The 12,976-nt window shown below is 59.8% G+C and carries 16 protein-coding genes; all 16 read left to right on the top strand.

Annotated features, from left to right (window positions below; genetic code table 11):
- Positions 1-383 (top strand): ACP S-malonyltransferase (locus OQK_RS02670; RefSeq protein ID WP_038860468.1); only part of this gene is annotated, 383 nt, incomplete at its 5' end.
- Positions 384-399: 16 nt separating this feature from the next.
- Positions 400-1,143, top strand: coding sequence for a 3-oxoacyl-ACP reductase FabG (gene fabG, locus OQK_RS02665; RefSeq protein WP_016770989.1), 744 nt, complete (start codon positions 400-402; stop codon positions 1,141-1,143).
- Positions 1,144-1,339: 196 nt separating this feature from the next.
- Positions 1,340-1,576 (top strand): acyl carrier protein, encoded by a 237-nt coding sequence (acpP, locus tag OQK_RS02660; RefSeq protein ID WP_003175607.1) that lies wholly within the window; start codon positions 1,340-1,342, stop codon positions 1,574-1,576.
- A gap of 108 nt (positions 1,577-1,684) precedes the next feature.
- Positions 1,685-2,929: a beta-ketoacyl-ACP synthase II gene (gene fabF / locus OQK_RS02655; protein WP_038860467.1), complete on the top strand. Its 1,245-nt coding sequence runs from the start codon at positions 1,685-1,687 to the stop codon at positions 2,927-2,929.
- Complete coding sequence (gene pabC, locus OQK_RS02650) at positions 2,929-3,744, top strand: aminodeoxychorismate lyase (protein WP_016770987.1); 816 nt, start codon at positions 2,929-2,931, stop codon at positions 3,742-3,744. Before fabF ends, pabC begins: the two co-directional genes overlap by 1 nt.
- A 3-nt stretch (positions 3,745-3,747) precedes the next feature.
- Positions 3,748-4,929: an endolytic transglycosylase MltG gene (gene mltG / locus OQK_RS02645; protein ID WP_016770986.1), complete on the top strand. Its 1,182-nt coding sequence runs from the start codon at positions 3,748-3,750 to the stop codon at positions 4,927-4,929.
- Between the two features lie 19 nt (positions 4,930-4,948).
- Positions 4,949-5,581 carry a dTMP kinase gene (gene tmk / locus OQK_RS02640; RefSeq protein WP_016770985.1) on the top strand — a complete coding sequence of 211 codons (633 nt, stop codon included), beginning with the start codon at positions 4,949-4,951 and terminating at the stop codon, positions 5,579-5,581.
- Positions 5,574-6,557, top strand: a complete 984-nt coding sequence (locus tag OQK_RS02635) for a DNA polymerase III subunit delta' (RefSeq protein WP_016770984.1) — start codon at positions 5,574-5,576, stop codon at positions 6,555-6,557. The genes tmk and OQK_RS02635 overlap by 8 nt, the downstream gene beginning before the upstream one ends.
- Before the next feature lie 42 nt (positions 6,558-6,599).
- A complete protein-coding gene (locus OQK_RS02630) occupies positions 6,600-6,956 on the top strand; it encodes a PilZ domain-containing protein (protein WP_016770983.1) in 357 nt (118 codons plus the stop codon).
- A gap of 15 nt (positions 6,957-6,971) precedes the next feature.
- A complete protein-coding gene (locus OQK_RS02625; RefSeq protein WP_016770982.1) occupies positions 6,972-7,763 on the top strand; it encodes a TatD family hydrolase in 792 nt (263 codons plus the stop codon).
- Positions 7,764-8,114: 351 nt separating this feature from the next.
- Complete coding sequence (locus OQK_RS02620; protein ID WP_016770981.1) at positions 8,115-8,753, top strand: TetR/AcrR family transcriptional regulator; 639 nt, start codon at positions 8,115-8,117, stop codon at positions 8,751-8,753.
- Positions 8,754-8,891: 138 nt separating this feature from the next.
- Entirely contained in the window at positions 8,892-9,860 is a 969-nt protein-coding gene (locus tag OQK_RS02615) for a GTP 3',8-cyclase MoaA (protein WP_016770980.1), read from the top strand.
- 181 nt (positions 9,861-10,041) lie between these two features.
- On the top strand, positions 10,042-10,647 hold the full coding sequence (locus OQK_RS02610) for a DUF4823 domain-containing protein (protein ID WP_016770979.1): 606 nt from the start codon (positions 10,042-10,044) through the stop codon (positions 10,645-10,647).
- Positions 10,648-10,661: 14 nt separating this feature from the next.
- Entirely contained in the window at positions 10,662-11,222 is a 561-nt protein-coding gene (locus tag OQK_RS02605) for a DUF1285 domain-containing protein (protein ID WP_016770978.1), read from the top strand.
- A gap of 193 nt (positions 11,223-11,415) precedes the next feature.
- Positions 11,416-12,132 carry a FadR/GntR family transcriptional regulator gene (locus tag OQK_RS02600; RefSeq protein WP_016770977.1) on the top strand — a complete coding sequence of 239 codons (717 nt, stop codon included), beginning with the start codon at positions 11,416-11,418 and terminating at the stop codon, positions 12,130-12,132.
- A 133-nt stretch (positions 12,133-12,265) separates the two neighbouring features.
- Positions 12,266-12,976: SMP-30/gluconolactonase/LRE family protein (locus OQK_RS02595; protein ID WP_016770976.1), on the top strand; the 711-nt coding region annotated here is incomplete at its 3' end.

The raw sequence follows: 12,976 nt of genomic DNA, 5'->3' as shown, positions 1-12,976 counted from the left end.
CACGTGGTGCCAAACGCGCCATGCCGTTGCCGGTGAGCGTGCCGTCGCACTGCGAGCTGATGCGTCCGGCTGCCGAGCGTTTCGCCGAATCCATCGCCGCCATCGACTGGCAGGCGCCGCAGATCCCGTTGGTGCAGAACGTCAGCGCACAAGTGCCAGCCGATCTGGAAACCCTCAAGCGCGATCTGCTCGAACAGCTCTACAAGCCCGTGCGCTGGGTTGAATCGGTGCAGACTTTGGCCGCCAAGGGCGCGACCAATCTGGTCGAATGCGGCCCGGGCAAAGTCCTCGCTGGCCTGAACAAACGTTGCGCCGAAGGCGTTTCGACTTCCAATCTCAATACCCCAGATGCCTTCGCTGCCGCTCGCGCAGCGCAGGCCTGAATCAGGAGAAACTTGCATGAGTCTGCAAGGTAAAGTTGCACTGGTTACCGGTGCAAGCCGCGGTATCGGCCAGGCCATCGCGCTGGAACTGGGTCGTCAGGGCGCCATCGTTGTCGGCACCGCGACCTCCGCGTCGGGCGCCGAGCGCATTGCCGCGACCCTGAAGGAAAACGGTATCCAGGGCGCCGGTTTCGAACTCAATGTCACCAGCGACGAATCGGTCAGCGCCGTGCTGGCAGGCATTCAGGAGCAGTTCGGTGCGCCGGTGGCGATTCTGGTCAATAATGCCGGCATCACCCGCGATAACCTGATGATGCGCATGAAAGACGACGAGTGGTACGACGTGATCGATACCAACCTGAACAGTCTGTATCGCCTGTCCAAGGGCGTTTTGCGTGGCATGACCAAGGCGCGCTGGGGTCGAATTATCAGTATTGGCTCGGTGGTGGGTGCCATGGGCAACGCCGGCCAAGTAAACTATGCAGCCGCCAAGGCCGGTCTGGAAGGTTTCAGCCGGGCGATGGCGCGTGAAGTCGGTTCGCGTTCGATTACGGTCAACTCGGTAACCCCTGGGTTCATCGACACCGATATGACCCGCGAGCTGCCTGAAGCACAGCGTGAAGCCTTGCAGACGCAGATTCCGCTGGGTCGTCTGGGGCAAGCTCAAGAGATCGCGTCCGTGGTCGCTTTTCTTGCATCCGACGGTGCGGCATACGTTACCGGGGCTACAATCCCGGTGAACGGTGGGATGTACATGTAAGTAAAATGTGACGGATTGCTTCAAAAAAATGTCATACGAGCTGTCTAAAATCCGTTATAAAGCTGCAATCTATTTATAGGCAGAGGGCCGCAGGGTTTGAGGAGTGAAGCTTTCAGTTGAAAAACTGAAAAGGCTTTCTATACACTTACCCACTGGCCAGCTGCCTGAATTTGTCCATTAGGAGTGAAAACAAGGTATGAGCACCATCGAAGAGCGCGTCAAGAAAATCGTTGCCGAGCAACTGGGTGTTAAAGAAGAAGAAGTGGTCAACACCGCTTCCTTCGTAGAAGACCTGGGTGCCGACTCCCTTGACACCGTTGAGCTGGTGATGGCTCTGGAAGAGGAATTCGAGACCGAAATCCCTGACGAAGAAGCTGAAAAGATCACTACTGTACAAGCTGCAATCGACTACGTTACCAGCCACCAGGCGTAACAGTTTGTAATCGTTGCTTGCTGTCATGGAAAAACCGCACTGCCATCATGGCGTGCGGTTTTTTCTTTAGGCCTGATGCAAAGTCGTCATTTGAAAAAGGAGAGTGCTGTGTCGCGTAGACGCGTCGTAGTCACCGGTATGGGTATGTTGTCGCCACTGGGCACGGATGTGCCGAGCAGTTGGCAGGGCATTCTGGCTGGCCGCAGTGGCATTGGTCTGATCGAACACACCGACCTTTCTGCCTATTCGACCCGCTTCGGTGGTTCGGTCAAAGGCTTCAATGTCGAGGAATACCTGTCGGTCAAGGAAGCGCGCAAGCTCGACCTGTTCATTCAGTACGGCCTCGCCGCAGGCTTTCAAGCCGTGCGCAACGCCGGTCTGGAAGTCACCGATGCCAACCGTGAACGCATTGGCGTGGCCATGGGTTCGGGGATTGGCGGTCTGACCAACATCGAAGAGACCAGCCGCACCCTGCACGAGACCGGTCCGCGACGGATCTCGCCGTTCTTTGTGCCTGGCTCGATCATCAATATGATTTCCGGTTTCCTGTCGATCCATCTGGGCGCACAGGGACCCAATTACGCCATCGCCACCGCGTGCACCACCGGTACGCACTGCATCGGCATGGCGGCGCGCAACATCATGTACGACGAAGCCGACGTGATGATTGCCGGCGGTGCGGAAATGGCTGCCTGCGGTCTGGGCATGGGCGGCTTCGGCGCGTCCCGTGCGCTGTCGACCCGCAACGACGAGCCGACCCGCGCCAGCCGTCCATGGGACAAGGGTCGTGACGGCTTCGTTCTGTCCGACGGTGCCGGCGCTCTGGTTCTCGAAGAGCTCGAACACGCCAAGGCTCGTGGCGCTACGATCTACGCCGAACTGATCGGTTTCGGCACCAGTGGCGATGCGTTCCACATGACCTCGCCACCCGCCGACGGCGCCGGTGCCGCGCGCTGCATCACCAATGCCCTGCGCGACGCGAAGATCAATGTCGATCAAGTGCAGTACATCAACGCCCACGGCACCTCGACCCCGGCCGGCGACCTTGCCGAAGCCAATGCGATCAAGTCGGTGTTCGGCGATCACGCCTACAAGCTGGCCGTCAGCTCGACCAAGTCGATGACCGGCCATCTGTTGGGTGCGGCGGGCGCGGTCGAAGCGATTTTCAGCGTGCTGGCGATCAACAGCCAGGTGGCACCGCCGACCATCAACCTTGATGAACCGGACGAAGGCTGCGATCTCGATTTCGTTGCGCACACCGCGCGTAACATGGACATCGATGTCGTGCTGTCCAACTCCTTCGGTTTTGGCGGCACCAACGGCACTCTGGCGTTCCGCCGGTTCGCCGGCTGATGGACAGCTGGGTCGACGGTCAACCGGCTGACGTGCTGTCGCTGAAAGATCGCGGCCTGGCTTACGGCGATGGTCTGTTCGAGACCATTGCCGTGCGCAGTGGACAGCCGGTCCTGCTGGATCGACACCTGACGCGCCTGGCCGATGGCTGCGCGCGTCTGGCCATTGCGACCGACCTCGAGCTGGTTCGCCATGAGCTGCTCAGCTATGCCGCTGCGATGGGCGAGGGCGTGCTCAAGCTTATCCTCACTCGGGGTGACGGCTTGCGTGGTTATGCGCCCGATCCTGCGGCGCAGGGCCGACGCATTCTGCAAGGCAATCCGCCGGCGGCTTATCCCGCTGCCCATGCCGAGCACGGTATCCGCCTGTTTCCCTGCAACACGCGTTTATCTACGCAGCCGTTGTTGGCCGGGCTGAAACATCTGAATCGACTGGAACAGGTACTCGCCCGCGCCGAATGGCAGGACAGCGAGCATGCCGAAGGCTTGATGCTTGATCAGGCCGGGCGTGTTGTCGAAGGTGTGTACAGCAATATTTTCCTGGTGCGCGACGGTGGCTTGATCACGCCCGACTTGAAGCGCTGCGGTGTCGCAGGTGTGATGCGCGCGGAAATTTTGTTTCAGGCCGAGTCACTGGCCATCCCCACGCAAATCGCCGATATCAGCCTCGAACAGCTGCAATGGGCTGATGAAGTGTTTGTCTGCAACAGCGTTTATGGCGTCTGGCCGGTACGCGCCTGTGCTGCACTGAGCTGGCCGGTTGGCCCGCTCACCCGTAAACTGCAAACCATTGCCCGCGCGCTACTGGATGCTTGATTCGTGAGACGTAAACTTTTGCTGCTGCTGGAAACCGGACTGGTTCTGGCAGGGCTGCTGTTGGGCGCCAGCGCCTGGAAAATTCATTCGGCGCTGGAACAGCCCCTGAACATCCCGCAGGAACAACTGCTGGATGTGCCGAAAGGCTCTACACCGACCCGTACCTTCCTTGAACTCGAAACCGATGGCGTCATCAAGGACGCGTTCTGGCTGCGCGTCTACTGGCGCTTCAACCTCGCCGGCACACCGATTCACAGCGGCGAGTACCGCATGCAGCCGGGCATGACCGTCAACGGTCTGATCGATTCGTGGAAGCGCGGCGACGTGGTTCAGTACAGCCTGACCCTGGTCGAAGGCTGGACTTTCCATCAAGTGCGCGCCGCCCTGGCCAAGGACGACAAGCTCGAGCAGACCCTCACCGGCCTGAGCGACAGCGATGTCATGGCGAAGATTGGCCACAAAGGCTTGTTCCCGGAAGGCCGGTTTTTCCCGGATACCTATCGCTTCGTGCGCGGCATGTCCGATGCCGAGCTGTTGAAAAAAGCCTTTGATCGTCTCGATGAGGTGCTCGCCAAAGAGTGGGCGCAGCGTTCTGCCGACGTGCCTTACAGCGAACCTTATCAAGCGCTGATCATGGCCTCTCTGGTCGAGAAAGAGACCGGCGTTCCGCAGGAGCGCGGGCAGATTGCCGGTGTTTTCGTACGGCGCATGGCGCTGGGCATGCAGTTGCAGACCGATCCGACGGTGATTTATGGCCTCGGTGATCGCTACACGGGCAAACTGACCCGCGCACATTTGAAAGAGCCGACGCCTTACAACACCTACGTGATACCAGGCTTGCCGCCGACGCCTATTGCGATGGTCGGGCGCGAGGCGATTCATGCTGCGCTCAACCCGGTGGAGGGCAGCAGCCTGTATTTCGTCGCCCGTGGCGATGGCAGCCATGTGTTCTCCGATGATCTGGATGCGCACAACAACGCAGTGCGCGAATACCAGCTCAAGCGCCGTGCCGATTACCGTTCCAGCCCGGCACCAGTAACCGCGCCGGCCACCGATGAGGCCATTCCGGCGGCCTCGCCGAACACCGCGCCCGAGGTGCTGCCCGAAGTGCCATCGAAAGCGCCGCCGCAAGATCCGGCGCCAGCCCAAGAACCGGACGCCGCTGCACCACAGAACGCGCAATGACTTTGATGAAGGACTGCCTGTGACTGGCTTGTTTATTACCCTGGAAGGCCCGGAAGGCGCGGGCAAGAGCACCAATCGCGAATACCTCGCCGAGCGCCTGCGCGCCGCCGGTATCGAAGTGCTGCTCACCCGTGAGCCTGGCGGTACGCCGCTGGCCGAGCGGATTCGTGACGTTCTGCTGACCCCGGCCGACGAAGTGATGCATCCGGACGCCGAGCTGTTGCTGGTGTTCGCCGCGCGCGCCCAGCACCTGGCCGAGGTGATTCGCCCGGCGCTGGCCCGTGGCGCTGTGGTGCTGTGTGATCGTTTCACCGACTCGACATACGCCTATCAGGGCGGCGGTCGTGGTTTGTCGCTGGAACGCATCGCCACCCTGGAAACTTTCGTGCAGGGCGACTTGCGGCCCGATCTGACACTTATTTTCGATCTGCCCGTAGAGATCGGTCTGGCCCGCGCCAGTGCCCGTGGTCGCCTGGACCGTTTCGAACTCGAAGGCCGGGCGTTTTTCGAAAACGTGCGCAATGCGTTCCTGAAGCGCGCCGAAGCCGATCCTTCGCGCTATGTGCGCATCGATGCCGGTCAGCCATTGGCCAAGGTCCAGCAATCGCTGGACACCTTGCTGCCGAATCTGCTGGAGCTGGCCCGTGGCTGAGGCCTATCCATGGCAGGACAGCCTCTGGCAGCAACTGGCCGGACGCAGTCAGCATGCCCACGCGTACCTGCTGCACGGTCCCGCCGGTATCGGCAAGCGTGCTCTGGCCGAACGCTTGATGGCCAGCCTGCTGTGTCAGCGCCCTACGCCTGAGGCATGCGGCGAGTGCAAATCCTGTCTGCTGCTCAAGGCCGGCAGTCATCCGGACAATTACATCCTGGAGCCGGAAGAGGCGGACAAGGCGATCAAGGTCGATCAGGTTCGTGATCTGGTCAGTTTCGTCGTGCAGACTGCGCAGCTCGGCGGGCGCAAAGTGGTGTTGATCGAGCCGGTCGAGTCGATGAATATCAACGCTGCCAACGCCTTGCTCAAAAGCCTTGAAGAGCCGTCCGGCGATACCGTGCTGCTATTGGTCAGCCACCAGCCCAGCCGTTTATTGCCAACCATCAAGAGCCGTTGCGTGCAGCAGGCCTGCCCGCTGCCGGGCGAGGCGATGAGCCTGCAATGGCTGGCCCAGGCGCTGCCGGATTGCGCGGAAGACGAACGCGTCGAACTGCTGACGCTGGCCGCCGGGTCGCCGCTGATGGCGGTCAGCCTGCAATCGCAAGGTGTGCGTGAACAGCGCGCGCAAGTGGTCGAAGGCGTGAAGAAGTTGCTCAAGGGCCAGCAATCGCCGACGCAACTGGCCGAGGAGTGGAAAAGCATTCCGATGTTGCGTCTGTTCGACTGGTTCTGCGACTGGTCGAGCCTGATCCTGCGCTATCAACTGACTCAGGACGAAGCCGGTCTCGGCCTGGCCGATATGCGCAAGGTCGTGCAGTACCTGGCGCAGAAAAGCGCGCAGGGCAAAGTGCTGGATATTCAGGACTGGATTCTCGCCCAACGGCAGAAAGTGTTGAGCAAGGCCAACCTCAATCCGGCCCTGTTGCTGGAAGCATTGTTGGTGCAATGGGTGGGATTGCCTGGTCAAAGATAAGAATGTGTACCTAGACTCTGAAGATCAGCAGTGGAGGTGAGCATGATTGAACCTGTCAGCCCGGGGCCGCGTAACGGCATCTTGTCCCTGACCATCAAGGACAAGTCGGTGCTTTACGCCGCCTACATGCCTTTCATCAAGAATGGTGGCCTGTTCATCCCGACCAACAAAAGCTACCGGTTGGGCGACGAGGTGTTCATGCTGTTGCACCTGATGGATGAAGCGGAAAAAATTCCCGTCGCCGGCAAAGTCGCCTGGATCACCCCCAAAGGTGCACAAGGCAATCGCGCCGCCGGTGTCGGCGTGCAATTCAACGACGGCGACGACACCGCGCGCAGTCGCATCGAAACTCATCTGGCCGGAGCGCTGAAATCCGACCGTCCCACTCATACGATGTAAGTTGCAGTCCTTTTTATGCTCGTAGATTCCCATTGTCACCTTGATCGTCTCGACCTCGCCGCCCATGACGGCTCGCTGGATGCCGCACTCGCTGCGGCCCGCGAGCGTGGGATCGGACACTTTCTGTGCATCGGCGTCAGTGCCGACAACGCCGCCGATGTCAAAGCCCTTGCCGAGCGGTATGCCGATGTTGATTGTTCGGTCGGCGTGCATCCGCTGGATGTGCAGCCGGGCGCGGCACCAGCGCTGGACTGGCTGCTGCACGAACTCAATCATCCGAAAGTGGTGGCGATCGGCGAAACCGGTCTCGACTATCACTACGAGCCGGAAGCCGCCGAGTTGCAGCAGGAGTCGTTTCGCCTGCACCTGCAAGCTGCGCAGCAGACCGGCAAACCGGTGATCATCCACACCCGTGGCGCCCGTGCGGACACCCTGGAACTGCTGCGCGAAGCGGCGCTGCCCCAGGCGGGTGTGTTGCATTGCTTCACCGAAGACTGGGACATGGCCAAAGCGGCACTGGACATGGGCTACTACATTTCCCTGTCGGGCATTGTTACGTTCCGCAATGCCGACGCCTTGCGTGACGTGGCGAGCAAAGTGCCGGCCGATCGCTTGCTGGTGGAAACCGACTCGCCGTACCTGGCGCCGATTCCGTATCGCGGCAAGCCGAACCTGCCGCAGTACGTGCGCGAAGTGGCGGAGTTTCTGGCGATGCTGCGTGGTGAGAACTACGAGCGCTTTGCCGAGCAGACCACAGAGAACTTCAAGCGTCTGTTCCCGCTGGCGAGTGTTAAATCTGCCCTGTGACCGCTGGCCAAATCGCAGGCAAAAAAAACCCGGGTTCTGGGGGGGGAATCCGGGTTAAGACCATTAGGAGTAAAACAAAGGCACGCGGTCCGTTGGTACCTTTACCGGCACGACACTTGGGGGAGATGTCGCCCGACAGTTCAAGTATTGATCAGTCTGGCGTGCAGTCCAGTGAGCCGGTCGGGGTTTTTAAACAAATTTGGAATACGTTTGCTTCAGTTGAGTTCTCATTGCACCCGAATCGTTCTCGAAATGAACAAGAAACACAGATTTGGTCGATGAACCGTGCTTTTTTGCGCAAGTTAGGCATAATACGCGGCTTCGAATTTTGACCCTTCAGACCTTTTTCTTATGCATAAAGAACCTCGTAAGGTCCGTGAATTTCGTCGCCGCGAGCAGGAAATTCTCGATACCGCGCTCAAGCTGTTCCTCGACCAGGGTGAAGACAGTGTCACCGTCGAGATGATTGCTGATGCCGTGGGTATCGGCAAAGGCACGATCTACAAGCACTTCAAATCCAAGGCGGAGATCTACTTGCGCCTGATGCTCGACTACGAGCGCGATCTGAACGAGCTGCTGCATTCGGCCGATGTCGACAAGGACAAGGAAGCGCTGTCCCGCGCCTACTTCGAATTCCGCATGCGCGACCCGCAGCGCTATCGCCTGTTCGACCGTCTCGAAGAGAAAGTGGTCAAGGGCAATCAGGTGCCGGAGATGGTCGAGGAGCTGCACAAGATCCGTGCCTCGAACTTCGAACGCCTGACCCTGCTGATCAAGGGTCGCATCAGCGAAGGCAAGCTCGAAGATGTGCCACCGTACTTCCACTACTGCGCATCTTGGGCGCTGGTGCACGGCGCGGTGGCGCTGTATCACTCGCCATTCTGGAGCAATGTGCTGGAAGATCAGGAAGGCTTCTTCCAGTTCCTGATGGACATCGGCGTGCGCATGGGCAACAAGCGCAAGCGCGACCCGGAAACGCCGAGCACATAAGTCATTCAGCGGGCTGATTGCGCCGTGTTTTCACAACATGGCGCAATAGCGCAGGAATATACTCAGGCATAGGGCTTGCTAAAACCTGATTTCTCAGTCAAGTTTTGCTCGCTCGATTTTCTTTCGCCGGAGTGTTTCATGATCGTTGACCGTCAAGGCAGGCGTTTTCGCAATCTGCGCATCAGCCTGACCTCTGCCTGCAATTACGCCTGTACCTACTGCGTGCCCAACGGTAAGCGGTTGGTCGCTGCGCAGGATGAACTGTCGGCCGAAGCCATGGCACGCGGCGTCGAATACCTGATCGAAGCGGCCGGCATCGAGCGCCTGCGCATCACCGGCGGCGAGCCACTGGTCAGCCCCAAACTCGAATCGTTCATGACTGCAGTCGGCCAGATGGGCCTCGACGACATCAGTCTGACCACCAACGGTCAACTCCTCGCGAAAAAACTGCCGCTGCTGGTCGATGCCGGACTGCGCCGGATCAACGTTTCCCTCGATACTCTCGATGCCGCTGCTTTTCGCAGCATCGCCCGTGGCGGCGATCTGGCCAGCGTGCTCGATGGCATGGATCAGGCTGCCGCCGCCGGGATGAAGATCAAGGTCAACATGGTGCCGTTGCGCGGGCAGAACCTCGATCAGATCATGCCGCTGCTCGACTACTGTCTGGAGCGCGGCTTCGAACTGCGTTTCATCGAGTTGATGCGCATGGGCCATCTGGCCAAGGACTCGAATGCTTTTCTGCAGCAGTTCGTCAGCCTTGAGCAGTTGCTCGGCCTGATCGGCGAACGTTATGAATACGCCCAGACCGACGCACCGGTGGACGCCACGGCTGTGCGCTACTCGATTCCCGGTCGCGGCAATTTCGGAGTGATCGCCAACGAAAGCGTGCCGTTCTGCCGTACGTGTTCGCGCTTGCGCCTGTCGTCGACCGGTTGGCTGCATGGCTGCCTGTCGTCGAGCAACCGCCACTATGTCGGCGATCTGCTCGACAAGCCGCGTCATCAGGCATTGCCGGCGCTGCAACGTTTGCTGGTCAAGGCGTTGGGTGACAAGCAGGAGGTGGCGTTCTCTGGCGGCGCTACTGTCATGAAGATCATTGGTGGCTGAATAATCGCTTTCGCGAGCAGGTCGAATCGTCGCACCGTCGCTCCCACATTTGGAATGCATTTCAATTGTGGGAGCGAGCCTGCTCGCGAATGCCTCTATCACTGAATTTGCCGAGCTGGCGCAAAAGCTGCATCCAACGGCCATTCGCCGGTTTTCCGACACCGGCTTCTGGAGGAATAGGATGCGTAGCCTGGTTTTGCTGCTGGCCGTTTTGGCGCTTGGCGGCTGCATGAATGTCAGCGATATGGCCGAAGGCACTCGCTATCACATGAGCGATGCGGGGCTTCTGGACCACAGCGACAGCCGCCGGGTGAACAATCTCCGCATTCAGCCGGACTCGTTCATCTTCATCGCCCAGGGCGCGTTCGCACCGCCGGGTGGTTCCTATCCGCGGCCGAACGTGGTCGCCGAAGAAGCCTTCAAGGGCTTTGTCGAATATTTCCCGATGGTCCGCCGCGCCCGTGCGCCGGAAGGCCTCGATCAAGCCATGGGCGAAGCCCGTGATGCCGGCGCGCATTATCTGCTGTACACACGTTTCGCCAAGGCTGACGACCGCATCGGCAACTCTGACGAGTGGCTGGACCAGGAAGCCGTGGATCGCCTCGGTATCGATGGCGGCGTGATTCAGATCATGTTGATCGAGACCAGCACCCAGTATTTGATTGATACTGCACGGATCAAGAGTCGTGGCGGTTTACTGACGTTCCATGACTCCAAACCCGAAGACCTCATCGGTCCGCCGCTGGCGCAATACGCACGCAGCCTGCTGGGGATCGGCGACCAGTAATCAAGGAGTACGCCATGAGTGACCCGCAAACAGCCAATGACCTGCTGGGGCAGATCCCCAAGACCAAAGGCCTGCCACCGGTGCATTTGTGGAACCCGGATTTCTGCGGCGACATCGACATGCGCATCGCCCGCGACGGCACCTGGTACTACCTGGGCACGCCGATCGGGCGCAAGCCGATGGTCAAACTGTTCTCCACCATCATCCGCCGCGACGGCGATGATTATTTCCTGATCACCCCGGTCGAGAAGGTCGGGATCAAGGTCGATGACGCGCCGTTCGTAGCGGTTGCCGTGGAAGTGCAAGGCGAGGGCGAGGCGCAGGTTTTGCGCTTTACCAGCAACGTCGAGGAAACCATCGAGGCGGGGGCTGAACATCCGATCCGCGTCGAGATCGATCCTGAAACCCAGGAGCCTGCGCCTTATGTGCATGTGCGCAGCAACCTTGAAGCGTTGATTCACCGCAATGTGTTTTACCAGTTGGTGGAACTGGCGGTGAGCCGCGAGATCGATGGTCAGCGCTGGTTGGGCGTGTGGAGTGGCGGCGAATTCTTTCGCATCGGCCTGGAACCCTGACACAACACCAAAATGTGGGAGCGAGCCTGCTCGCGAACGCGCTGTATCAGTCGCCAGCAATGTTGACTGACACGACGCTTTCGCGAGCAGGCTCGCTCCCACAATGGTTTGCGCAAGCTGAAAAAAATCCGATTGACTGTTAATCGTATGATGATTAGCGTAGGCACCCATCGCGATTCGCCTTGAGGTGTACATGTCCAGCAGCTTTCATGCGTCGACCGTTGACTGGCTGGGCAGTTGGATTGCAGCCGGTCAGGTCAAGCCGGGGCAGACCATCAAGGTCGAGGCGGATCTGGGCGAGCAGCTTGGTGTCAGCCGCACGGTGATTCGCGAAGCCATCAAAACCCTCGTCGCCAAAGGCATGCTCGAAGTCGGGCCGAAGGTCGGCACGCGGGTGTTGCCAGTACGGCGCTGGAATCTGTTCGATCCGCAGGTGGTCGGTTGGCTGTCGCGCAACGGCTTGCCGGAAAACTTCGTCGATGACCTGCTGGATTTGCGCCGCACCATCGAGCCGATGGCGGTGCGCTGGGCCTGTGAGCGCGCAACGCCGGAGCAGATCGAAGCGGTGCAACTGGCTTTCAATGCACTGGAGCGTGCGGTCGACAGTGGCATCGATTACAACCGTGCCGACCAGGCCTTCCACGAATGCATCCTGGCCGCCAGCCATAATCAGTTCATCGAACAAATGGTCCCGGCCCTCGGCGCGTTGCTGGCGGTGTCGTTCGAAGTCTCCGCCGCCGACCCCGATGAACTGCGCCGCACCTTGCCGATCCATAAAGACATGGCCGACGCCATCGCCGCGCGCGATTCGACCCGTGGCGTGTGGGCGTGCATGACCTTGATCGACAACGCCGACCTGGCGATAAAACGCTTTTACCCGAAAGTCATGGCCAGTAGAAAAGCTAGCTGAAAATGTCGAGACATCCTGTGGTAGCGAGCTTGCTCGCGAATGCGTCAGGTCAGATAAATCATCATTGACTGACACTCCGCCTTCGCGAGCAAGCTCGCTTCCACAGTAAAACAACAACTCAGAAGGACTTGATATGCCGTTCACCGCCCTGACCCAACACCGCGCGAAACTCGGCGAAGGCCCGTTCTGGGATGCTCCGACCCAAGCGCTTTACTGGGTCGATATCGCCGGTAAGCAAGCGTTGCGCCTGATCGGTCAGAACGTGCAGATCTGGCAGATGCCCGAGCACATCTCCGCCTTCATTCCTTGCGCCAGCGGCGATGCGCTGGTGACATTGAGCAGTGGTGTCTACCGGCTCGATCTCGATTCGCCCGGCCTCGAGCCACGCTTGACGTTGTTCTGCGTCGCCGACCCGCAACCGGGCAACCGCCCCAACGAAGCCCGTTGCGATGCCTTGGGCCGCTTGTGGTTGGGCACCATGCAAAACAACATCGGCGAGCACGGCGAGGATCTGCCGCTGGTACGCCGTTCCGGTGGCCTGTTCCGAATCGATCCCGATCAACGCGTGACACCGCTGCTGCTCGGTCTGGGCATTCCCAATACCTTGTTGTGGAGTGACGACGGCACCACGCTGCTGTTTGGTGAAAGTCTCGACAGCACGCTCAATCGATATTTCATCCGCACCGACGGCAGTCTCGATGCACCGCAGGTGTTCTACTCGTCCGATCAACACGGTGGTCCCGATGGCTCGGCGATGGACGCCGAAGGCTACGTGTGGAATGCACGCTGGGACGGAAGTTGCCTGCTGCGCCTGACGCCGGACGGGCAGGTGGATCGCAAAATC

This window comes from Pseudomonas sp. R62 (assembly GCF_000257605.1).
GTDB classification, from domain to species: Bacteria; Pseudomonadota; Gammaproteobacteria; order Pseudomonadales; family Pseudomonadaceae; genus Aquipseudomonas; species Aquipseudomonas atacamensis.
This window is presented reverse-complemented; position numbering and strand designations above follow the sequence as displayed.

Bases quoted from the DNA above. Each gene is read 5' to 3' on its own strand.
- fabG (WP_016770989.1), top strand. From the start codon at position 400: ATGAGTCTGCAAGGTAAAGTTGCACTGGTTACCGGTGCAAGCCGCGGT.
- acpP (WP_003175607.1), top strand. From the start codon at position 1,340: ATGAGCACCATCGAAGAGCGCGTCAAGAAAATCGTTGCCGAGCAACTG.
- pabC (WP_016770987.1), top strand. From the start codon at position 2,929: ATGGACAGCTGGGTCGACGGTCAACCGGCTGACGTGCTGTCGCTGAAA.
- OQK_RS02630 (WP_016770983.1), top strand. From the start codon at position 6,600: ATGATTGAACCTGTCAGCCCGGGGCCGCGTAACGGCATCTTGTCCCTG.
- OQK_RS02625 (WP_016770982.1), top strand. From the start codon at position 6,972: ATGCTCGTAGATTCCCATTGTCACCTTGATCGTCTCGACCTCGCCGCC.
- OQK_RS02620 (WP_016770981.1), top strand. From the start codon at position 8,115: ATGCATAAAGAACCTCGTAAGGTCCGTGAATTTCGTCGCCGCGAGCAG.
- OQK_RS02615 (WP_016770980.1), top strand. From the start codon at position 8,892: ATGATCGTTGACCGTCAAGGCAGGCGTTTTCGCAATCTGCGCATCAGC.
- OQK_RS02610 (WP_016770979.1), top strand. From the start codon at position 10,042: ATGCGTAGCCTGGTTTTGCTGCTGGCCGTTTTGGCGCTTGGCGGCTGC.
- OQK_RS02605 (WP_016770978.1), top strand. From the start codon at position 10,662: ATGAGTGACCCGCAAACAGCCAATGACCTGCTGGGGCAGATCCCCAAG.
- OQK_RS02600 (WP_016770977.1), top strand. From the start codon at position 11,416: ATGTCCAGCAGCTTTCATGCGTCGACCGTTGACTGGCTGGGCAGTTGG.